Annotated in this window: 18 protein-coding genes; 10 read left to right on the top strand and 8 right to left on the bottom strand. The window is 70.1% G+C overall.

Going from position 1 to position 21,163, the window contains the following annotated elements:
- Positions 1–6: 6 nt before the first annotated feature.
- Complete coding sequence (msrA, locus tag BCR55_RS10605; protein WP_006411420.1) at positions 7–567, bottom strand: peptide-methionine (S)-S-oxide reductase MsrA; 561 nt, start codon at positions 565–567, stop codon at positions 7–9.
- 357 nt (positions 568–924) lie between these two features.
- Between msrA and BCR55_RS10600 the strand changes: the two genes are divergently transcribed.
- The 3 genes from BCR55_RS10600 (at position 925) to BCR55_RS10590 (ending at position 3,731) form a co-directional block, all read left to right on the top strand.
- A complete protein-coding gene (locus BCR55_RS10600; protein ID WP_053296914.1) occupies positions 925–2,331 on the top strand; it encodes a selenium-binding protein SBP56-related protein in 1,407 nt (468 codons plus the stop codon).
- Positions 2,328–3,005, top strand: coding sequence for a hypothetical protein (locus BCR55_RS10595; protein WP_053296902.1), 678 nt, complete (start codon positions 2,328–2,330; stop codon positions 3,003–3,005). Before BCR55_RS10600 ends, BCR55_RS10595 begins: the two co-directional genes overlap by 4 nt.
- A 216-nt stretch (positions 3,006–3,221) precedes the next feature.
- Positions 3,222–3,731, top strand: coding sequence for a flavin reductase family protein (locus BCR55_RS10590; protein ID WP_006398466.1), 510 nt, complete (start codon positions 3,222–3,224; stop codon positions 3,729–3,731).
- Here the strand turns inward: BCR55_RS10590 and BCR55_RS10585 are convergent.
- The gene (locus BCR55_RS10585; RefSeq protein ID WP_006398465.1) at positions 3,718–4,218 is read right to left on the bottom strand and encodes an Lrp/AsnC family transcriptional regulator; all 501 of its coding nucleotides are present in this window, start codon (positions 4,216–4,218) and stop codon (positions 3,718–3,720) included. The two genes, BCR55_RS10590 and BCR55_RS10585, sit on opposite strands and share 14 nt — an antisense overlap.
- 130 nt (positions 4,219–4,348) lie before the next feature.
- Between BCR55_RS10585 and kynB the strand changes: the two genes are divergently transcribed.
- The 3 genes from kynB to kynA all read left to right on the top strand — a co-directional run bounded on the left by kynB (position 4,349) and on the right by kynA (position 7,286).
- A complete protein-coding gene (gene kynB / locus BCR55_RS10580; RefSeq protein WP_006406444.1) occupies positions 4,349–4,990 on the top strand; it encodes an arylformamidase in 642 nt (213 codons plus the stop codon).
- 26 nt (positions 4,991–5,016) lie between these two features.
- A complete protein-coding gene (gene kynU / locus BCR55_RS10575) occupies positions 5,017–6,270 on the top strand; it encodes a kynureninase (RefSeq protein ID WP_232356621.1) in 1,254 nt (417 codons plus the stop codon).
- Positions 6,271–6,353: 83 nt separating this feature from the next.
- Entirely contained in the window at positions 6,354–7,286 is a 933-nt protein-coding gene (kynA, locus tag BCR55_RS10570; protein WP_006406446.1) for a tryptophan 2,3-dioxygenase, read from the top strand.
- Between the two features lie 93 nt (positions 7,287–7,379).
- On the opposite strand, the gene BCR55_RS10565 is transcribed toward kynA, so the two are convergent.
- The 4 genes from BCR55_RS10565 to mdlC form a co-directional block, all read right to left on the bottom strand.
- Positions 7,380–8,777 (bottom strand): MFS transporter, encoded by a 1,398-nt coding sequence (locus BCR55_RS10565; protein ID WP_065494947.1) that lies wholly within the window; start codon positions 8,775–8,777, stop codon positions 7,380–7,382.
- 248 nt (positions 8,778–9,025) lie between these two features.
- Complete coding sequence (locus tag BCR55_RS10560; protein WP_065494536.1) at positions 9,026–9,958, bottom strand: ketopantoate reductase family protein; 933 nt, start codon at positions 9,956–9,958, stop codon at positions 9,026–9,028.
- Positions 9,959–9,971: 13 nt separating this feature from the next.
- Positions 9,972–11,423: an aldehyde dehydrogenase gene (locus BCR55_RS10555; protein WP_035488613.1), complete on the bottom strand. Its 1,452-nt coding sequence runs from the start codon at positions 11,421–11,423 to the stop codon at positions 9,972–9,974.
- 29 nt (positions 11,424–11,452) lie between these two features.
- Positions 11,453–13,063: a benzoylformate decarboxylase gene (mdlC, locus tag BCR55_RS10550; RefSeq protein ID WP_006406451.1), complete on the bottom strand. Its 1,611-nt coding sequence runs from the start codon at positions 13,061–13,063 to the stop codon at positions 11,453–11,455.
- Between the two features lie 98 nt (positions 13,064–13,161).
- Here mdlC and BCR55_RS10545 point away from each other — a divergent pair, with 98 nt between their 5' ends.
- From BCR55_RS10545 to BCR55_RS10530, 4 genes are all read left to right on the top strand, one after another.
- A complete protein-coding gene (locus tag BCR55_RS10545; protein ID WP_006406453.1) occupies positions 13,162–14,073 on the top strand; it encodes a LysR family transcriptional regulator in 912 nt (303 codons plus the stop codon).
- A gap of 512 nt (positions 14,074–14,585) precedes the next feature.
- Positions 14,586–15,980, top strand: a complete 1,395-nt coding sequence (gene dalD, locus BCR55_RS10540) for a D-arabinitol 4-dehydrogenase (protein WP_059937351.1) — start codon at positions 14,586–14,588, stop codon at positions 15,978–15,980.
- Positions 15,981–16,099: 119 nt separating this feature from the next.
- On the top strand, positions 16,100–17,581 hold the full coding sequence (xylB, locus tag BCR55_RS10535) for a xylulokinase (RefSeq protein ID WP_065494535.1): 1,482 nt from the start codon (positions 16,100–16,102) through the stop codon (positions 17,579–17,581).
- A 103-nt stretch (positions 17,582–17,684) separates the two neighbouring features.
- Entirely contained in the window at positions 17,685–18,638 is a 954-nt protein-coding gene (locus tag BCR55_RS10530; RefSeq protein ID WP_006406457.1) for a sugar-binding transcriptional regulator, read from the top strand.
- A gap of 25 nt (positions 18,639–18,663) precedes the next feature.
- Here BCR55_RS10530 and BCR55_RS10525 read toward each other — a convergent pair whose 3' ends face one another.
- Complete coding sequence (locus tag BCR55_RS10525; protein ID WP_059937348.1) at positions 18,664–19,866, bottom strand: MFS transporter; 1,203 nt, start codon at positions 19,864–19,866, stop codon at positions 18,664–18,666.
- Positions 19,863–21,053, bottom strand: a complete 1,191-nt coding sequence (locus tag BCR55_RS10520) for a serine hydrolase (RefSeq protein ID WP_059937345.1) — start codon at positions 21,051–21,053, stop codon at positions 19,863–19,865. The genes BCR55_RS10525 and BCR55_RS10520 overlap by 4 nt, the downstream gene beginning before the upstream one ends.
- Positions 21,054–21,163 lie beyond the last annotated feature (110 nt).

Here is a 21,163-nt window from a genome sequence, read left to right as displayed (position 1 = left end):
CGCCGCTTACGCGCCGCGCTGCGACTTCAGCCGGTGCGCGAATTTCTGGCGGAACTTCGCGAGCTTCGGCCCGATCACGACTGCGCAATAGCCCTGCCCCGGATTGCGCGCGTAATAGTTCTGGTGATAGTCCTCGGCCGGCCAGTAGTTGCCGTCGAGCGGCACGACTTCGGTGACGATCGGCTGCCCGAACACCTGTTCGCGCTCGAGCTCGCGGATCACGTCGAGCGCGGTGTCGCGCTGCGCGTCCGAATGCGTGAACACGACCGAGCGGTACTGCGTACCGACATCGTTGCCCTGCCGGTTCAGCTGCGTCGGATCGTGCGTCGCGAAGAAGATTTCCAGAATCTCGCGGTAGCCGATACGCGACGGGTCGAACGTCACGTTGACGACTTCCGCGTGACCGGTGTCGCCGTCGCAGACGTCGCGATAGCCGGGATTGCGCGTATGACCGCCCGCATAACCGGACTGCACGGCCGTCACGCCGTCCACGTCGAGAAACACGGCCTCCGTGCACCAGAAGCACCCGCCTCCGAGCGTCGCCGTTTCAAGCATCTCGTTCGCCATCGAATCCACTCCTGTCAATGAACGGAGCCGGCATGCGCGCCGGCTCGTCCGATCGGTTTCGCCGTTCCGGACCCTTTCCGTCCGCAACGGCCGCTGCGGCAAGTATCGCACTCGCACGCGAAGCCGGCACGCCGCCGCGCGCCCGGCTCGCCGCGCGTTTCTCGACTACACTTAGGCACGCGTCATCATCGCGCCCGGTGCCGCCATGCCGGCGTGCGCGACGATACGTTCGACGTCTGCCTGAACATCGTTCCGTCTGCGCGCGCAGCAGCCGGCCGCGATCGCGCGATTGCCTGCCGAAGCGCCGAATTGCCGAATTGCCGCGCCGACGCGCGCGCATCACCGAGGGGGCTTCTCATGAACATGCGGCCTGACCCGACGTTTCACGCATCGCCCGAGCTCGCGATGCAGGCACCGCCCGAAGCATTCGCCTATACGTTGTTGCTGAGTCCCGATTTTTCCAGACCCGACGCGCTCGCCGTGATCGACGTGCAGCACGGCTCGCCGACCTACGGCAAGATCGTGCATACGGTCACGATGCCGAATACCGGCGACGAGTTTCACCACTTCGGCTGGAATGCATGCTCGTCCGCGCTGTCGCCGCTCACGGGCCATGCGTTTCTCGAGCGCCGCTATCTGATCATCCCCGGCCTGCGTTCGTCGCGCGTCTACGTGATCGACACGAAACCGCATCCGACGCAGGCGCGCATCCACAAGATCGTCGAGCCCGACGAGATCTTCCGCAAGACCGGCTATTCGCGCCCACATACCGTGCATTGCGGCCCGGAAGGCATCTACGTCAGCACGCTCGGCGGCGCGGGCAAGGACGGCACCGACGGCGCGCCCGGCATCTTCATCATGGACTGCGAGACGTTCGACGTGCTCGGCCGCTGGGAGATCGATCGCGGGCCGCAGGACAAGCATTACGACTTCTGGTGGAACCTGCCGCGCGACTACATGGTGTCGAGCGAATGGGCGCTGCCGCCGCAGTTCGAGAATGGCATCGTGCCCGACGACCTGCTCGCGAACCGGTACGGACACCGGCTGCATTTCTGGGATCTGCGCGCGCGGCGCAACGTGCAGACGATCGATCTCGGCGCGCATCATCAGATGGCGCTCGAAGTGCGTCCCGCGCACGATCCGGTGCGCGAATACGGATTCGTCGGCGTCGTGATCGACACGACCAATCTCGAAGGCTCGATCTGGACGTGGTGGCGCGAAGGCGGCACGTTCCACGCGAAAAAGACCGCGACGATCGCGCCCGAGCCCGCCGCGGCCGACGAATTGCCGCCGCTGCTGAAGCCGTTCGGCGCGGTGCCGCCGCTCGTCACCGACATCGATCTGTCGCTCGACGACCGCTTTCTCTACGTGTCGTGCTGGGGCACCGGCGAGATGCGTCAGTACGACGTGTGCGATCCGCACCATCCGACGCTCGCGGGCTCGGTGCGCATCGGCGGCATCGCGCGCCGCGCGCCGCATCCGAACGGCCGCCCGTTCGCGGGCGGCCCACAGATGGTTGAGATCAGCCGCGACGGCCGGCGCGTGTACTGGACCAATTCGCTCTACTCGACGTGGGACGACCAGTTCTATCCGGACGGCGTGCCGGCCGCGCAAGTGCTCGCCCACGCGGGCCCGGACGGCGGGCTGACGCTGGCCGACGACTTCTGGGTCGAATTCCCCGACGGCTATCGCGCACATCAGATCCGGCTCGAAGGCGGCGACTGTTCGACCGACTCGTTCTGCTATCCGTCGGTCGGACGTTGAGCGGCGCGCTCGATCCGCACGCCGCGCCGCAGCTCGCGCTGTGGGCGGCCGTCGCTGCAAGCGGCGTCTATCACGGGCTCAATCCCGCGATGGGATGGCCGCTCGCCGTGTCGAACGCGCTGATGGCGCGACGCGCCCGCGCGCTCGTCGCGGCCCTCGGCTACCTCGCACTCGGGCATGCGCTTGCCGTCTTCGCGGTGATGCTGCCGTTCGGACTGCTTGCCGCGCTACTCGCCTGGCAAGCGACGATCCGCATCGGTGCGAGCGCCGTCGTGATCGCCTTCGGCATCGCGCTGCTGATGCGGCGGCGACACCCGCGCGCGCTCGCGCGAATTGCGCCGGCGCGGCTCGGTTTATGGTCGTTCGCCATCGCGATCGCGCATGGGGCCGGGCTGATGCTCGTGCCGATCTATCTCGGACTCTGCGGGCTCGATGACGATCCCGGTCATCGTGCGGCCGCCGCGCTCGCGGCGCTGCACGTCGGGATGGCGCTTACGGTCGCGGCCGTCCACGCGGCCGCGATGATCGCCACCGGCGGCGCGCTCGCGTGGCTCGTGTACCGCTACGTCGGGCTCGCGTTCGTGTCGAAGAGCTGGTTCAATCTCGACGCGGTATGGGCGTCGAGCCTGATCGTGATCGGCGCGCTGTCGCTGGGATTTGCGGCGACGCAGTAACGCAGCGGCGGCCTGCGCCGCGGGCCCGCTTGCTGTGTTCGCTACGTCACGCTCGCGGCGCGATGCGCGGCCGGACGCGGCCCGCCGGGCGCGATTCCGCTAAAATCGCGGCATGCGCACCACTTCCCATGCCACCGCCTCGCCGCCTTTCGTCCGTCGCGCCTGCCGCCGTTGCCGCGCGACGCATCCGTCCGCTTCGTCCGGAAGGGTGGCGCGATGAGCCGGGCCAATCCGCCGGACTTCGATTCGGCCGCCTTCCGGCAGGCGCTCGGCCAGTTCGCGACCGGCGTGACCGTCATCACGACGCGCGCGCCGTCCGGCCAGCTGATCGGCATCACCGCAAGCTCGTTCAATTCGGTGTCGCTCGACCCGCCGCTCGTGTTGTGGAGCCTTGCGCACAAATCGGCGTCGATGCCGGTGTTCCGCAACAACAGCCATTACGTCGTGAACGTGCTCGCGGCCGCGCAGCTCGACCTGTGCATGCGCTTTTCGAGCTACAAGGGCGACCGCTTCGAAGGCATCGCGCACGCGGCCGGCAACTCGGGCATGCCCGTGCTCGACGGTGCGCTCGCCTGGTTCGAATGCCACAACCGCAGCCGCTATGACGAAGGCGACCACGTGATCTTCGTCGGCGAAGTCGAACGCTGCGGCGTACGCACGCCGCAGAACGCGACACCGCCGCTCGTGTTCCACGGCGGCGGCTTTCACGGTCTCACACCGCTCTGATCGGGCCGGTGCGCGCGAGCCCGACCGGCGCACCCGCTTCGTCCTTCAGCGTCTGCAGCACGATGTTCGAACGGATGTCCATCACGCCCGGCGCCTTGTACAGCCGGTTCAGCACGAAATCGGAATAGTGCTTCAGGTTGTGCGCGAGCACGCGCAGCAGATAGTGGCTCTCGCCCGTCACGACGAACGCGCCCACCACCTCCGGCCATTCGCGCAACGCCTCCGCGAACCGTTCGTGCCACTGGTTCTCCTCGTTGCGCATCGACACCTGCACGAACGCCTCGAGCTCGAAGCCGAGCTTCTCGCGGCTCAGGCACGCGCGGTAGCGCTCGATGACGCCCTGCTCCTCGAGCAGCCGCATCCGTCGCAGGCACGCGGACGGCGACAGCGAAATCCGTTCCGCGAGATCGAGATTGCTGATTCTGCCCTCTTCCTGCAGCACGGCCAGGATCCGGCAGTCGGTAGCGTCCAGCGTGATCGCGTGCATTTTTGGTCCCCCTTTTCCCTCTGATTCGAATTATCTGCCAATCGAGCGGATTGTCCATGTTTATTTCGCAAGCACTTTCTGCAAGCGTCCGCCTATCATTCGAAGGATCGATTCATCGCTTCGTCATGCCATGGACATACTCTGGGACATCTCCCCGCCCATCAGCGCCGCCACGCCCGTGTGGCCGGGCGACACGCCGGTGTCGGTCGAGCGCGTCTGGCGGATCGAGACCGGCTCGCCCGTCAACGTCGCGCGGCTGACGCTGTCGCCGCATACCGGCGCGCACTGCGACGCGCCGCTGCACTACGATGCGGACGGCGCGGCGATCGGCGCCGTGCCGCTCGACACCTATGTCGGCCCGTGCCGCGTGATCCACTGCATCGGCGCGTCGCCGGTCGTGCGGCAGGCCGACGTCGCGACCGCGCTCGACGGCGTACCGCCGCGCGTGCTGCTGCGCACGTACGCGAATGCGCCGACCGCGCACTGGGACAGCGCGTTCTGCGCGGTCGCACCGGACACCGTCGATCTGCTTGCCGCGCACGGCGTGAAGCTGATCGGCATCGACACGCCGTCGCTCGATCCGCAGGAATCGAAGACGATGGACGCGCACCACCGCGTGCGCGCCCACCGGATGGCGATCCTCGAAGGCATCGTGCTCGACGAGGTGCCGCCCGGCGACTATGAATTGATCGCCCTGCCGCTCAAATTCGCGACGCTCGACGCGAGCCCGGTGCGCGCCGTCCTGCGCGCGCTGCCCGCGCGCGCCGCCTGATTCTTTCGACCGACGAACCCACCATGATGATCAAGACCCGTGAAGATGCGCTCGCGCTCGATCGCGACGATCCGCTTGCCCCGTTGCGCAGCCAGTTCGCGCTGCCCGACGGCGTGATCTACCTCGACGGCAACTCGCTCGGCGCGCAGCCTCGCGCGGCGGCCGCACGTGCGCAACAGGTGATCGGCGCCGAATGGGGCGAAGGCCTGATCCGCAGCTGGAACACCGCAGGCTGGTTCGCGCTGCCGCGCCGGCTCGGCGACAAGCTCGCGACGCTGATCGGCGGCGCGCCCGGCGAAACGGTCGTGACCGACACGATTTCGATCAACCTGTTCAAGCTGCTGTCGGCGATGCTGCGCCACCAGGCCGAACGCGCGCCCGAGCGCCGCGTGATCGTGTCGGAGCGTTCGAACTTCCCGACCGATCTCTATATCGCGCAAGGGCTCATCGAGCAGCTCGGCGGCGACTACGAACTGCGCCTGATCGACGATCCCGCCGAGCTGCCCGACGCGCTCGGCGCGGACACCGCCGTCGCGATGATCACGCACGTGAACTACCGCACCGGCTACATGCACGACATGGCCGCCGTCACGCAGCTCGCGCACGATGCGGGCGCGCTGATGCTCTGGGACCTCGCGCATTCGGCCGGCGCGGTTCCGGTCGACCTGAACGGCGCGCATGCGGACGGCGCGGTCGGCTGCACGTACAAGTATCTGAACGGCGGCCCCGGCTCGCCGGCATTCGTGTGGGTGCCGCAGCGCCACCACGCGCATTTCTCGCAGCCGCTGTCCGGCTGGTGGGGCCATCGCGCGCCATTCGCGATGCAGCCCGGCTTCGCGCCCGACCCCGGCATCGCGCGCTTCTTGTGCGGCACGCAGCCGATCGTGTCGATGTCGATGGTCGAATGCGGGCTCGACGTGTTCCTGCAGACCGACATGCAGGCGATCCGCCGCAAGTCGCTCGCGCTGACCGACGCGTTCATCGCGCTCGTCGAGGCGCGCTGCGCGGGCCGCTCGCTGAAGCTCGTCACGCCGCGCGCGCACCATCAGCGCGGTTCGCAGGCGAGCTTCGAGCATCCGCACGGCTATGAAGTGATGCAGGCGCTGATCGCGCGCGGCGTGATCGGCGACTACCGCGAGCCGTACGTGCTGCGCTTCGGCTTTACGCCGCTCTATACGCGCTTCGTCGACGTGTGGGATGCCGTCGAAACGCTGCGCGAGATTCTGGACACCGACGCGTGGAAGGCGCCCGAGTACGCCGAGCGCGGCGCGGTGACCTGATCGCCGGCCGGCCGCGGGCGCGCGAGCAGTGCGCGCCGCGCCCCCGTCATTCAATCGTGGAGACACTCGTGAATTCTGGTCATATGCAGCCGCCCGGCAACGATGCGCCGGCGGGCTGCCCGTTCTCGGGCGCACGCGCGCAAGGTACGCAAGCCGCGCACGAGGCGCCGCACGTGCCGGGCGACGCCGGCGAGCAAGCCGGCTGGCACAACGCACAGCTCGATTTCTCGAAGTCGATGAGCTACGGCGACTACCTGTCGCTGAATGCGATTCTGAACGCGCAGCATCCGCTGTCGCCCGATCACAACGAGATGCTGTTCATCATCCAGCATCAGACGAGCGAGCTGTGGATGAAGCTCGCGCTGTTCGAACTGCGCGGCGCGCTCGATGCGGTGCGCGGCGATGCGCTGCCGCCCGCGTTCAAGATGCTCGCACGCGTCTCGCGGATCCTCGAGCAGCTCGTGCAGGCGTGGAACGTCCTGTCGACGATGACGCCGTCCGAGTACTCGGCGATGCGACCGTATCTCGGCCAGTCGTCGGGCTTCCAGTCGTATCAGTACCGGCAGCTCGAATTCCTGCTCGGCAACAAGAACGCGCAGATGCTGCAGCCGCACGCGCACCGGCCCGACATCCTCGAACAGGTGCGCGCGACACTCGACGCGCCGTCGTTCTACGACGAGGTCGTGCGTCTACTCGCGCGGCGCGGGTTCCCGATCGCGCCGTCGCGACTCGACCGCGACTGGCGACAGCCGACGCAGCACGACGAAACCGTCGAGGCCGCGTGGCTCGAGGTGTACCGGCATCCGCAGCAGCACTGGGAGCTGTACGAGATGGCCGAGGAACTCGTCGATCTCGAGGACGCGTTCCGCCAGTGGCGCTTCCGGCACGTGACGACGGTCGAGCGCATCATCGGCTTCAAGCAGGGCACCGGCGGCACGAGCGGCGCGCCGTATCTGCGCAAGATGCTCGACGTCGTGCTGTTCCCCGAGCTCTGGCACGTGCGCACGACGCTGTAACGCCTGACGCTCCCGCCGCCCGGTAGCATCCGGTGGCACCCGGCGGCATCAGGCAAGCAGCGCGAATGTGCAGTGCATGCGCGCTGCCCGCCGTCACGGCGACGTGCGAACCAGCTCCTCCCGCTCGCGCGGCTGCGCCGGCTCGCGCGACAGCTTCGGGATATGCCGCCGCACGACCAGCAGCGCGACGCAGACGATGCCCATCGCGATGGCCAGCATCGTCAGATACGCGGTCGCGCCGCCCGTCGTGATCACGAAAGCACCGGCGAACGCGCTGAGGATGGCACCGAGCCGGCCGAACGCGAGCGCGCTCGCGGTGCCGGTCGCGCGCACCGCCGTCGGGTAGATGTACGCGCACAGCGCATACATCGTCGACTGCACCGCGTTGACGAACAGGCCGTGCGCGCCGAGCCCGACGATCAGCCAGCGCGTATGGCTGCCCGCATCGACGCTCATCAGCCACAGCGCGCTCGCCGCGCCGCCGACGCTGCACAGCACGAGCGGCCAGCGCGAACCGACACATGCGATCGTCCATGCGCACAGCAGCGCGCCGATCACGCCGCCGAGGTTGTATGCGGTGAGCCCCGCGCCTGCGAGCGACACGCTGAGCCCGCTCGCGGCGAGCATCGTCGGCAGCCAGCTGAAGGCCGCATATACGGCGAGCAGACACATGAAGAACGCGCACCACAGCGCGATCGTGTCGCGCGCCTGGCCACCCGCGAACAGCGAGCGGAACCCGCCGCTGCCGCCCTGCGCCTGCGCGTCCCTCAAATCGGTGAACACGGTGCCCGCCGCGACCGGACGCTTCATGCGCGCCAGCAGCGCGCCGAGCTCGGCCCAGCGTGCGGGACGCCGCGCGAGGTAGCGCGGCGATTCGGGCAACGCCGCCGCCAGCACGAAGCCGAGCACGAGCGGCAGCGCGCCGCCCGCGAAGAACAGCGTGCGCCACCCGTAGCGCGGCAGCACTTCGTGGGCGAACAGGCCGGCGAGCATGCCGCCGAGCGGCACGCAGACGATCGTCGCGGTGACCATCATCGTGCGGCGCCGCGCGGGCGTGTATTCGGCGGTCATCGTGGTCGCGGTCGGCAGGGCGCCGCCGATGCCGAGACCGGCGACGAAGCGCAGCGCGGCGATCGTCTCGACGTTGTGCGCGAGCCCGATCGCGCAGGTCGCCGCGCCGAACAGGAACACGCTGCCGAGCACCGCGCCGCGCCGGCCGAAACGGTCGGCAACGAGCCCCGCGCAGGCGCTGCCGATGCCCATCCCGATCAGCCCCGCCGCGACGGCCGGTGCAAATGCGCCGCGCGTGATGCCCCATTCCTTGATCAGCACCGGAATCGCAAAGCCGATCAGCTGGCCGTCGAAGCCGTCGAGCACGATCGAGAGCGCGGCCAGCAGCACCACGCATTTCTGCATCGTCGTAAAAGGACCGTCGTCGAGCGTTGCGCCGATGTCGACGGCGGGTGCGGTAGCGTCGTCGCGCGTGCTCATGCGTGCCTCCATCCCGCGCGCGGCGCAACCGTGCGCAGGCCATGCGCGTCGAAACTGCGGCAATCGAGTGCTTTCATCCTGTCTCCCTCCGATGCTTCCAGTCGGCCCGCGCCGGCGCCGCGGCGCCGATGCGGACCCCGTGCCTCGCACGCCAGTTCGTGCCAGGCGAGATGACGATCCGGCGCCGTGGCCATGCCCGGCGCTCTTGTGTCTCGTCGCGCGGCGCAAGCCGGCCGCCGGCGTGACGCTCAGCCCGCTTGCGCGTCGATCACGCGCACCAGACTCAGCATCGTTTCGGTATGCGGGACCGCCAGCCCGACCTCGCGCGCGGCGGCGACCACCTTGCCGCCGATCGCATCGATCTCGGTGCGGCGCCCCGCGAGTACGTCCTGCAGCATCGACGGGCGATGGCCGCGATGTTCGCGGATCGCGTGATCGACGTTGCGCGCGATGCGCGCCGCATCGACCGCGATGCCCTTCGCCCGCGCGACGGCGGCCGTCTCGGCGACGATCGCCTGCGCGAGGCGCGGCCCGTCGTGATGTTCGCCGAGCTGGTCGACGGTGCAGCGCGTCACCGCGCAGAGCGTGTTGAGCGCCGCGTTGAACGCGACCTTCTCCCAGATCGCGGCCCACACGTCCGCATCGAGCGTGCAGGCGAGCCCCGCGCGCGACAGCGCGTCGGCCACCGCCGCCGCGAACGGGCTCGCCGCGCCGTCGGCCGTCATCATGCGGATCGTGCCCGCGCCGTGCGAGTGCACGTGCGCAGGCCCGGCCAGATCGGCCGGCCAGGTCGTGACACCGACGAGGATCCGCTCGAGCGGCACGAACGCATTGAGCGTCTCGACATTGCCGAGCCCGTTCTGCAGCGTCAGCACATGCGTGCGCGGCGTCAGCAGTGCGCGCACGCCGTCGAGCGCGACGCGCGTATGCAGCGACTTCGTGAAGACGATCAGCAGATCGAACGGTGTGTCGCCCGACGCATTCGCGGCCTCGGGCCGCAGCGCCTGCAACGTCGTGACGCGGCGCTCGCCGCGGTCGTCGTCGATGCGCAGCCCGTCGCGACGAATCGCGTCGAGATGCGCGTCGTTGACGTCGATCAGCGTGACGTCCTCGCCGCTTTCCGCGAGCAGGCCGCCGAACAGCGAGCCCATCGCGCCCGCGCCCAGAATCGCGATTCTCATGGTCGGCGGCCTCTCAGAAAGGATAGTGACGCGGCGCGGTCTGCACGGTGATCCAGCGCAGGTCCGTGAACGCCGCGATGCCGGCCTTGCCGCCGAAATGGCCGAAGCCGCTATCCTTCACGCCGCCGAACGGCATCTGCGCCTCGTCGTGCACAGTCGGGCCGTTCACGTGACAGATGCCCGACTCGATGCGGGCGGCGACGCGCAGCGCGCGCGCGACGTCGCGGCTGAACACGGCCGACGACAGGCCGAACGCGTTGTCGTTCGCGCAGCGGATCGCGGCCTCCTCGCCGTCGACGCGCACGATGCCCTTGACCGGACCGAACGATTCCTCCGCATAGACGCGCATCGCGGGCGTCACGTGGTCGAGCAGCGTCGCCGGGAACAGCGTGCTGTCGGCCTTGCCGCCGCACAGCAGCGTCGCGCCGTGCGCGAGCGCATCGTCGATCAGCGCGTTGCAGCGTTCGACGGCCTTCGCGTCGATCAGCGAGCCGAGCACGACCGGCCCGTTTCGCGGATCGCCGAGCGGCAGCGACGCGGCCTTGTCCGCGAGCTTTGCGACGAACGCATCGGCAATCGATGTGTCGACGACGATCCGCTCGGTCGACATGCAGATCTGGCCGGAATTCGCGAACGCCCCGAACGCGGCGGCGTCGACGGCCGCATCGAGATCGGCATCGTCGAGCACGACGAACGGCGCCTTGCCGCCGAGCTCCAGCACGGCGGGCTTCAGATGCCGCGCGCAGGCTTCGGCGATGATGCGCCCGACGCGCGTCGAGCCGGTGAAGTTCACGCGCCGCACGGCCGGATGCGCGATCAGTGCGGCGACGACCGCGCCGGCATCGTCGGGCGCGTTCGTCACGAAGTTCACGACGCCCGGCGGCAAGCCGGCCTCCTGCAGCGCGTCGACGATCAGCCCGTGCGTCGCCGGGCACAGCTCCGAGCCCTTCAGCACGACCGTGTTGCCGCAGGCGAGTGGCAGCGCGAGCGCGCGCGTGCCGAGAATCACCGGCGCGTTCCACGGCGCGATCCCGAGCACGACGCCGGCCGGCTGCCGCACGCCCATCGCGAGCGAGCCAGGCACGTCGGACGGGATCAGCTCGCCGCCGACCTGAGTGGTCAGCGAGGCGGCCTCGACGAGCCCGCTCACCGCGAGCTGCACGTTGAATTCGGCCCACAGCGCCGATGCACCCGTCTCCGCGGCCATCGCCGCGACGAACTGCGCGCGCTTCGCGTCGAGTGCGTCGGCCGCCTTCAGCAGCAGCGCACGCCGCGTGCCGGGGCCGAGCGCGGCCCATTCGGGAAACGCACGGCCGGCCGCCTCGGCCGCCGCGCGCGCATCGTCGACAGTACACGCGGGCGCTTCGGACGCGATCGCGGCGTCGAGCGGATTGCGGCGCACGAAAGTCGCGCCGTTGGACGATTGGCGGCGTTCGCCGCCGATCAGCATCGATACAGTCTGCATGGTTTCTCCGGAAGGACGTGCGGCGCGCATCAGGCGATTTCGACGTCGACGACGACCGGCGCGGTCGCACGCAGCGCGTCGGCCAGCGTGTCGCGCAGGCGCGCCGGATCGCCGACGCGCACGCCGCGGCAGCCGAACCCGGCCGCGAGCGCGACGAAATCGAGATCGGGCAGATCGGTGCCCTGCACGGGATCGTCGGGCCCGAAGCCGAAGACCGGCGCGAAATCCTGCAGCGCCGCGTAGCGGCGGTTGTTGAGAATCACGAACGTGATCGGTAGTCCCAGCTGCGCGGCGCTCCACAGCGCCTGGATCGAATACAGGCTCGAGCCGTCGCCGATCAGCGCGATCACGCGCCGCTCCGGCTGCGCGAGTGCGACGCCGACGGCGGCCGGCATCCCGTAGCCCAGCCCGCCGCTGTCCATCGTGTAGAACGTGCCGCTGCGCGTGAACGGCAGGTGCTCCTGCATGATGGGCCGCGCGCTCGGCGCCTCCTCGACGACGATGTCGTGCACATCGCGCAGGTCGGCGAGCGTCTGCAGCGCGAAGGCGGCCGACATGCGCTCGCCGGCGACCGGCGGTGCGACGCGCTGGCGCGGTGCGCGCGCGGCCGGCATCGGCCGCTCGGCGGGCGCGGGCCGCGCGAGCAGATCGCGCGCCGCAAGCTTCAGATTGCCGACGACCGCGTCGCCCTGCGGCGTCCACGCGGCCGTGCCCGGATCGTCGACGAGTTGCACGAGCGTCGCGCCGGGCGGCACATGCGGGCCGAAACCCTCGATGTGGTATGTGAATGCGGGCGCGCCGAACGCGAACACGAGATCGTGCCCGTCGAGCCGCGCGACGATCTGCTCGCGAATCGCGGGCAGGAAGCCGGCGAACAGCGGATGGTCTTCGGGAAAGCTGCAGCGCCCCGACATCGGCGCAACGTACACGCGTGCGCGGTGCCGTTCGGCGAGCCGCACGGCCTCGTCCCACGCGCCCGCACGATCGAGCGCCGCGCCGACGACGAACGCCGGACGCTGCGCGGCGTCGAGCGCGTCGCCGAGCCGCGCGAGCGCGTCGGGGTCGGGCCGCACGACCTGGCTCACGTCGCGCGGCGGCAGCAGTTCGGCCGGCTGGTCCCAGTCGTCGACCGGGATCGACACGAACACGGGCCCGCGCGGCTCCTGCATCGCGATCCGGTACGCGCGCGCGATCGCGGCCGGCACGTCCTGCGCGCGCGCCGGCTCGATGCTCCATTTCACGTACGGCTTCGGCAGCTCGGTGGCCTGCGCGGCGCCGAGGAACGGCTCGAACGGCAGAATCGCGCGCGCCTGCTGGCCGGCGGTAACGATCAACGGCGTGCGGTTCTTGTACGCGGTGAAGAGATTGCCCATCGCGTTGCCGACGCCGGCCGCCGAATGGAGATTGACGACCGCCGCATTGCCGGACGCCTGCGCGTAGCCGTCGGCCATGCCGACGACGACGGCCTCCTGCAGCCCGAGCACATAGCGGAAATCGTCCGGGAAATCGCGGAACATCGGCAGCTCCGTCGAGCCGGGATTGCCAAATACGCGGTCGATGCCGAACTGGCGGAACAGATGGATCACGGCGTCGCGAACGGTGGTCGCGGGCGTGGCGGCGGCGTGCGGTTGGCCGGACATGCGGGGCGTCTCCTCGAGAACGGATGGGTCCGCACAGTATCGAAGTGCAGGCCATTCTCGGATACTGTATTTTTGGCGAAAACCCATACCGTTTGCGCATGACTTTCGACCTCCGCCAGCTTCGCGCCTTCACCACGATCGTCGCGTGCGGCAGCCTCGGCCGCGCGGCCGACGCGCTGCACGTCACGCAGCCCGCGCTGTCGCGCATCCTGAAGCGTCTCGAGGACCAGGTCGGCGCGCCGCTGTTCGAGCGCCACTCGAAAGGCGTGCAGCTCACCGCGTTCGGCGAAGCGCTGCTGCCGCATGCGACGCTGCTGCAGCACGAGGCCGAACACGCGCGCGAGGAGCTCGACGCGATGCGCGGCCTGGCGAAGGGCACGATCAAGGTCGGTGCGGTCGGCAGCATCGCGAGCCTCGTGTTGCCGATCGCGATCGGCCGCGTGCTCGATCGCTGGCCGAACCTGCGCGTCGAGATTCTCGAAGGCGTATGGGACCGGCTCGCCGAAGGGCTCTGCAAGCACGAGATCGACCTCGCGCTGTCCGCGCAGGCGCCCGACACCGACGAGATCGTCGCGATTCCCGAATGCCGGTGGACCGATCGCAGCCATATCGTTGCCGCGCCGCACCATCCGCTGCGAGCGCTCGGCCGGCCGCCGACGCTCGCCGACACGCTGCGCGCACGCTGGGCGCTGCCGCCGCGCGGCACCGCGCCGTTCGACCAGGTACGCACGACCTTCGATTCGCATGGCTTGCCGCTGCCCGACATCGCGGTCGAGACGCGTTCGGTCACGACGCTGAAGAGCCTCGTCGCGCATGCGGGTTTCCTGTCGTGGATGCCGGAGCCGATGTTCGGCGCCGAGCAGCGCGCGGGCACGATCGACGTACTGCCGGTGCGCGACGCGCTCGCGCGGCGCATGCTGACCGCGTTCCGGCGCCGTCACGGGATCCTGCCGGGGCCTGCGGCCAAGCTGCTCGAGGAACTCGTCGCGCTAACGCGCGAAGGCGGCTGATCCGAGCCATCGCACGGCGCCGGAGGCCTCCGGTGCGGCGCACCATCGAAATGCCAGGTTAACGCCTTGACTTTCATTCGGCCGAATACGATCATTCGCTCACGTAACGAGCAAATGATCGTGTCGACGTACCGCGTCGCCGCGACGCCCCGAGCCAACGCCGAACGCGGCGGCGTGCGCGCCGACGCGCGGACCGCGGCCGGTCCGTATAGCAACGACGCCCTGGGGAAGCACTGAAGCGCCAGCCGAGGCCGATCGCAAAGCATGAGGTCCGGCAAGCGCTGAAGTGCTAACCGCGGCTGACTGCGAAGCATGGAGCCCCGGCAAGCACTGAAGCGCTAACCAAGGCCGACCGCGAAGCATGGAGCCCCGGCAAGCGCTGAAGTGCTAACCGGAGCCGACCGCGAAGCATGGGGCTCCGGCAAGCGCTAAAGCGCTAACCGGGGCCGACCGCGAAGCATGGGGCCCCGGTAAGCGCTGAAGCGCTAACCGGGGCCGACAGGAGACACCGGATGACCGAATCGCCCTCCGCCCGCACGCCCGTGCTGCTGCACATCGGCGCGGGCTCGTTTCACCGCGCACATCAGGCGTGGTATCTGCATCGCGTCAACGAAGCCGTGCCGGCCGACCAGCGCTGGTCGCTCGTCGTCGGCAACATCCGCGACGACATGCGCGCCACGATGGACGCACTCGCCGCGCAGCACGGCGTCTACACGCTCGAGACCGTCACGCCGCAAGGCGAGCGCGAATACGAAACGATCCGCGCGATCGCGCGCGTGCTGCCGTGGTCGATCGATCTCGCCGCGCTGATCGACGCCGGCGCCGATCCGGCCTGCCGGATCGTGTCGTTCACCGTCACCGAAGGCGGCTACTACCTCGACGAACACAACCGGCTCGACGTCGCGAACGCCGATCTCGCGGCCGACCTGCAGGGCGCGCGCACGACGCTCTACGGCGCGCTCGCCGCGCTGCTGGCCGAACGCATGCGGCGCGGCGCGGGTGCCCTCACGCTGCAGAGCTGCGACAACCTGCGCAGCAACGGCGCGCGCTTTCGCGCGGGCATGCGCGAGTTTCTCGAACGCCGCGGGCAGACCGACGTGCTCGCGTGGTTCGATGCGAACGTCGCATGCCCGAGCGCGATGGTCGATCGCATCACGCCGCGTCCGACCGCCGACGTGCGCGAACGCGTGCGCGCGGCCACCGGCATCGACGACGCATGCCCGGTGATGGGCGAATCGTTCATCCAGTGGGTCATCGAGGACCGCTTCGCGGCCGGCCGGCCGCGCTGGGAGCTGGCCGGCGCCGAACTGGTCGACGACGTGCATCCGTACGAGGAAGCGAAGATCCGCATTCTCAATGCGACGCACAGCTGCATCGCGTGGGCCGGCACGCTCGCAGGCCACACGTACATCCACGAAGGCACGCACGACGCGTCGATCCGCCGCTTCGCGCACGACTACGTGACGCAGGACGTGATCCCGTGCCTCACGCCGAGCCCGCTCGATCTCGCGCGCTACCGCGACGTCGTGCTCGAGCGCTTCGGCAACCCGTACGTGCTGGACACGAACCAGCGCGTCGCGGCAGACGGCTTCTCGAAGATTCCCGGCTTCATCGCGCCCACGCTCGCCGAATCGTTCGCGCGCGGCGCAACGCCGGTCGCAACGGCCGTGCTGCCCGCGCTGTTCCTGCGCTTTCTCGAACGCTGGGCGCGCGGCGCGCTGCCGTACGCCTATCAGGACGGTGTGATGGACGACGGCGCCGCGCGCGCGATCGTCGGCGCCGCCGATCCGGTCGCCGCGCTCGCCGCGAGCCGCGCGCTGTGGGGTTCGATGGCCGGCAGCGCAGCGCTGACCGATGCGCTGCGCGCGGGGCTCGCGCGCGTCGACGCGTGGCTCGCCGCGCGCTGATGCGCGAGCGCACGTGCGCCGGCCGGCCGCGGCGCGCGATGCGGGCGAACCGCCGTTGGCATGCGGTCGGCCGCGGGGCTAAAGTAGCGGCTCCTGACTGACGGAACGGATCGCTATCTATGTATCTCGGCATCGACCTCGGCACTTCGGAAGTGAAAGTGCTGCTGCTGGCCCCGGACGGCTCGGTCGTCGGCACGGCCGGCACGCCGTTCACCGTATCGCGGCCGCATCCGCGCTGGGCCGAGCAGCATCCGGAAGACTGGTGGCAAGGCACGCTGGCGGCACTCGCGACGCTGCGCGAACGGCATCCGGACGCATTCGTGCAGGTGCGCGGCATCGGCCTGTCCGGCCAGATGCACGGCGCGGTGCTGCTCGGGCGCGACGATCGCGTGCTGCGTCCGGCGATCCTCTGGAACGACATGCGCAGCGCCGACGAATGCGCGCTGCTCACCGAGCGCGCCCCCGATCTGCATGCGCTCGCCGGCAATCTCGCGATGCCCGGATTCACCGCGCCGAAGCTGCTCTGGGTCGCGAAGCACGAACCGCAGGTATTCGCGGCGACGGCATGCGTGCTGATGCCGAAGGACTACCTGCGATTCCGGCTGACCGGCGCGAAGGTGTCCGATCCGTCCGACGCGGCCGGCACGCTGTGGCTCGACGTCGCGCGCCGCGACTGGTCCGACGCGCTGCTCGCCGCGTGCGACATGACGCGCGACCAGATGCCGCGCATCGTCGAAGGCAATGCGCCGTCCGGCACGCTGCGCGCGGACGTCGCACGCGCGCTCGGGCTGTCCGAGGCGGTCGTCGTCGCGGGCGGCGGCGGCGACAACGCGACGAGCGCGCTCGGCATCGGCGCGATCCATGCGGGCGACGGCTTCGTGTCGCTCGGCACGTCGGGCGTGCTGAGCGTCGTCGGCGACCGCTTCATGCCGAATCCCGCCTCGGCCGTGCACGCGTTCTGCCATGCGATCCCCGATCGCTGGCAGCTGATGAGCGTCGTGCTGTCGGCCGCGAGCTGCCTGCGCTGGGTCTGCAAGCTGACCGGCACCGACGAGCCCACGCTGCTCGCCGAAGTCGAAGCGCTCGACGCGGGCGCACTCGCGACCGCGCCGCTGTTCCTGCCGTACCTGTCCGGCGAGCGCACGCCGCACAACGATCCGTATGCGCAAGGTGTGTTCTTCGGAATGACGCATGCGACCGAGCGCGCGCATCTCGGCTACGCGGTGCTCGAAGGCGTGACGCTCGGCCTCGCGGACGGCCTCGACGCACTGCACGCGGCCGGCGTCGAAACCGATCGGCTGTCGCTGATCGGCGGCGGCGCGCGCAGCGCGTTCTGGGCGCAGCTGATCGCCGATGCACTCAACGTCCGCACGCGCCGGCACGGCGGCGGCGAGACGGGCGCCGCGCTCGGCGCGGCACGGCTCGGCTGGCTCGCGGTCGGCGCCGATCCCGAGGCCGTGCTGACCAAGCCGCCGGTGCGCGCGGACTACACGCCGAACGCCGCGCGTCACGCGCTGCTGCGCGAGCGCCTCGATGCGTTTCGCGCGCTGTACCGTCACGTGCGTCCGCTTTACGAACCGTCGCGCACGCGTCTCGCGTGAGCGGCCGCTGCCGCGCGGATGCCGAACGGCGGCCCGCGCCGCATGCGGTACAGTGGATCCCGTTGCGCCGCACCGCCGGCCCGCTCCGAACCGAATCGCTATCGTGTCCAAGTCTTCAGAAAAACTCGATCTCGCCACGCGCGCCGCGTGGCTCTATTACGTCGCGGGCGACACGCAAAACGAAATCGCCGAGAAGCTGCAGGTGTCGCGCCCGGTCGCGCAGCGCCTCGTCGCCTTCGCGATCGAGAAGAACCTGATTCGCGTGCGCGTCGATCACCAATTGGCCGACTGCCTCGATCTCGGTGCGCAGTTGTCGAAGCGCTACGGGCTCTCGATGTGCGAAGTCGTGCCGGTCGATGCGGACGCGCCCGATGCGATCGACCGCAAGCTCGCGGTCGCCGGTGCGCAGGTCATGGAACGCTATCTGAGCGAGACGCGGCCGATGGTGATCGCAGTGAGCAGCGGCCGGACGCTGAAGGCGGCCGTCGCGCAGATCGCGCAGATCGATCGCCCGCAGCACCGGCTCGTGTCGATGGTCGGCGCGATCGCGGCCGACGGCTCGTCGAACCGCTACGACGTCGCGCAGTACATCTCCGAGAAGACGGGCGGCAAGCACTTCCTGCTGCCCGCCCCGCTGTTCGCCGACAGCGACGCCGAGCGCGCGCAGTGGTGCAATCACCGGCTCTACCGGATCGTCGACGCGCTGTCCGCGGAAGCCGACGTCGCGTTCGTCGGCGTCGGCAACATCGGCCCGCACTGCCCGCTGTACGAAGACGGCTTCATCACCGAGCAGGAACGCGACGAGATGATCGCGCGCGGCGCGGTCGCCGAACTGCTCGGTGTACCGATCGATGCTCAGGGCCGGCTCGTCGACGTGTCGACGAGCGCGCGCGTGACGAGCGTGCCGCTCGAGACGCCGCCCAAGCGCCCGACGATCGCGTTCGCGGGCGGGCCGAAAAAGCGCGACGCGGTGATCGCCGCGCTGCGCGGCGGCTGGGTGTCGGGGCTCGTGACGGACGAGACCTGCGCGCGCGCGGCGCTCGACGCGACGCTCTGACGCCGCGCCGCGCGGCCCGCAGCCGTCATGCCGCGCGCTGCACCGCCGCAAACGCATGCCCGCGCGCACGCCATGCGCCGAGCGCGGCTGCGCTCAGCAGCGCGACGAGCACCCACGGAATCGGGCCGGCGCCCGCCGCGTCGAGCAGCATGCCGCCCGCGATGCCGCCGCCGGCGATCGCCAGATTCCATACCGTGACGAGCATCGACTGCGCGACGTCGGCCGCGTCGCCCGCCGCCTGCGCGGCGGCCGTCTGGAACAGCGTCGGTGCGCCGCCGAACGCGATGCCCCACAGCGCGACGCCCGCATAGACGATCACCATCCCGTTGCCGGCGCCGAGCATCAGCGCCGCGAGCGCGAACAACGCGATGCTCGCGAACGTGAGCCGCCGCTGCGCGGCGCCGATCCACGCGCCCGTCAGCCCGAGCCCGCCCAGCGACGCGATGCCGAACACGAACAGCACCGCATCGACCTGCGTGCCCATCCGTTCACCCGCGAGAAACGGCGCGATGTACGTGTAGAGCATGTTGTGCGCAAGCACGTACGCGAACATCACCGTCAGCACCGCACGCACGCCCGGCATCTTCAGCACCGCGAGCACGGGCTCGCGCGAGCCGGCCGGCTGCCCCGGATAGTCGGGCAGGCGCAGTCGCACCCATCCGATCAGCGCGAGCGCCGCGAGCGTGATGCCCGCGAACGCGACGCGCCAGCCGACTGCCGCACCGAACGCGGTGCCGGCCGGAATGCCGATCGACATCGCGACCGGCACGCCGAGCATTGCGACCGCGATCGCGCGGCCACGCAGGTGTTCGTCGACCATCCGGCTCGCGTAGCCCGCAAGCAGTGCCCACAGCAGCCCGGCGGCCATGCCGGCGACGAAGCGCGCGGCGAGCGTGAGCGCGTAGTACGGCGACACGGCCGTCAGCGCGTTCGACACGACGAAGCCGGCCAGCGCGGCGATCAGCAAGCGGCGGCGTGCGATCCCGCGCGTCGCGGCAACCAGTGGAATCGCGGCGACGATCGAGCCGAGCGCATAGACGGTCACGAGCTGGCCGATCAGTGCCTCGGTCACGCGCAGGTCCGCGCTCATCAGCGGCAACAGGCCGGCCGGCAGCGCTTCGGTCAGGACCGTGATGAAGCCGGCCGTCGCGAGCGCGAGCAGGTTCGCGACCGGCAGACGCACGCGGTCGCCGGCCGCCGTCGCGGACATCGATACGCATTCGCTCATGCCGCCCTCCCCGCGCCGTAGACCGCATCGCGCACGTCGGTGACGAATCGGCCGTGCGCGCCCTCGTACAGCGTGTTCGTCAGCGCGACGACCGTGAGCCCGGCCGCGCGATCGACGAACCACGCATGCCCGTACGCGCCGCCCCAGCGCCACGTGCCGACCGACTCCGGCGACTGCGCGGCAACGGGATCGCGCAGCACCGAAAAGCCGAGCCCGAAGCCGAAGCCGGGGGCGTCCGGCACGTCGTGTGCGCCCGGCTGGATGCGCGCCATCTCGTCGATCCATTCGGGCGCGAGCCAGCCGTCGCGGCCGGTGCGCAGCGCGTCGAGTAGCGCGACGCAGTCCGCCGCGCAGCCGATCATGCCGGCGCCGCCCGACGGCCATGCGTCGCGATCGAACGCGCGCGCCGGTTCGAAGCGGATGCCGACCGTACCGTCGCGCGGCGGTACGACCTCGACGGCCGCCATCCGACGCGGCGCGCCTGCCGTACTCACGTACGGTGTCGCCACGCGCGCGGCATCGGGCGCGACGAACGCGGTCGCGGTCATGCCGAGCGGTGTCGTGACGAGTTCGGCGATCGCCTCGGCGAGCGGCCTGCCGTGGACGGCCTCGATCAGCGCGCCGACCACGTCGGTCGCGAGCGAATAGCACCACGACGTACCGGGCGCGAATTGCAGCGGCACGCTCGCGATGCGCCGCACGTTCTCCGCGAGCGACACGGGCGTGCGATCCATGCCGTCGGATACGCCGGCTCGCGCATACGGGCCGTCGTCGTCGGGTTCGAGAAAGCGATAGCCGAGGCCCGCCGTATGCGACAGCAGATGCCGCAACGTGATGCGGGCCGGCGTGCCGTCGCGCAGCGTCGGCCGGAACGCGGGCAGCCAGCGCGCGACCGGTTCGTCGAGCGCGATGCGGCCGGCCGCGACGAGCCGCATCGCGGCGGCCGTCACGATCGGCTTCGTGACCGATGCGAGCCGGAACAGCGTGTCCTCGCGCATCGGCGTGCGCGCCTCGCGGTCGGCAAGGCCCGCCGCGCGCGTGTAGCGCAGCACGCCGCCGCGCGCGACCATTACGACCGCGCCGACGATCCGTTGGTCCGCGAGCGCGCGCTCGAGCGCGTCGTCGAGCCGCGCGTGCAGCGCGACGTCCGGCTCGCTGTCGCGGGCAATCACAGGCAGGGATGACATGGCAATGACCTCGATGAATCAATGAACGAACGCTCATCGTAGGGAGCCGGCAAACGAAGAAAAACTGGGCTAGAGTTCCGGACAATCCGGACATCGACGTCCGCAATCGG

Origin of the sequence: Burkholderia sp. CCA53, assembly GCF_001685525.1 — a bacterium.
Taxonomy (GTDB): domain Bacteria; phylum Pseudomonadota; class Gammaproteobacteria; order Burkholderiales; family Burkholderiaceae; genus Burkholderia; species Burkholderia multivorans.
The sequence above is the reverse complement of the archived record's forward strand: the minus strand, read 5'-3'. Positions and strand labels throughout refer to the sequence as shown.

Coding starts and splice junctions, on each gene's coding strand:
- BCR55_RS10560 (WP_065494536.1), bottom strand. CDS start 9,958: ATGAGAATCGCGATTCTGGGCGCGGGCGCGATGGGCTCGCTGTTCGGC.
- msrA (WP_006411420.1), bottom strand. CDS start 567: ATGGCGAACGAGATGCTTGAAACGGCGACGCTCGGAGGCGGGTGCTTC.
- kynU (WP_232356621.1), top strand. CDS start 5,017: ATGATCAAGACCCGTGAAGATGCGCTCGCGCTCGATCGCGACGATCCG.
- xylB (WP_065494535.1), top strand. CDS start 16,100: ATGTATCTCGGCATCGACCTCGGCACTTCGGAAGTGAAAGTGCTGCTG.
- BCR55_RS10590 (WP_006398466.1), top strand. CDS start 3,222: ATGAGCCGGGCCAATCCGCCGGACTTCGATTCGGCCGCCTTCCGGCAG.
- kynA (WP_006406446.1), top strand. CDS start 6,354: ATGCAGCCGCCCGGCAACGATGCGCCGGCGGGCTGCCCGTTCTCGGGC.
- dalD (WP_059937351.1), top strand. CDS start 14,586: ATGACCGAATCGCCCTCCGCCCGCACGCCCGTGCTGCTGCACATCGGC.
- BCR55_RS10555 (WP_035488613.1), bottom strand. CDS start 11,423: ATGCAGACTGTATCGATGCTGATCGGCGGCGAACGCCGCCAATCGTCC.
- BCR55_RS10600 (WP_053296914.1), top strand. CDS start 925: ATGAACATGCGGCCTGACCCGACGTTTCACGCATCGCCCGAGCTCGCG.
- BCR55_RS10525 (WP_059937348.1), bottom strand. CDS start 19,866: ATGAGCGAATGCGTATCGATGTCCGCGACGGCGGCCGGCGACCGCGTG.
- BCR55_RS10520 (WP_059937345.1), bottom strand. CDS start 21,053: ATGTCATCCCTGCCTGTGATTGCCCGCGACAGCGAGCCGGACGTCGCG.
- BCR55_RS10565 (WP_065494947.1), bottom strand. CDS start 8,777: ATGAGCACGCGCGACGACGCTACCGCACCCGCCGTCGACATCGGCGCA.
- kynB (WP_006406444.1), top strand. CDS start 4,349: ATGGACATACTCTGGGACATCTCCCCGCCCATCAGCGCCGCCACGCCC.
- BCR55_RS10545 (WP_006406453.1), top strand. CDS start 13,162: ATGACTTTCGACCTCCGCCAGCTTCGCGCCTTCACCACGATCGTCGCG.
- BCR55_RS10585 (WP_006398465.1), bottom strand. CDS start 4,218: ATGCACGCGATCACGCTGGACGCTACCGACTGCCGGATCCTGGCCGTG.
- mdlC (WP_006406451.1), bottom strand. CDS start 13,063: ATGTCCGGCCAACCGCACGCCGCCGCCACGCCCGCGACCACCGTTCGC.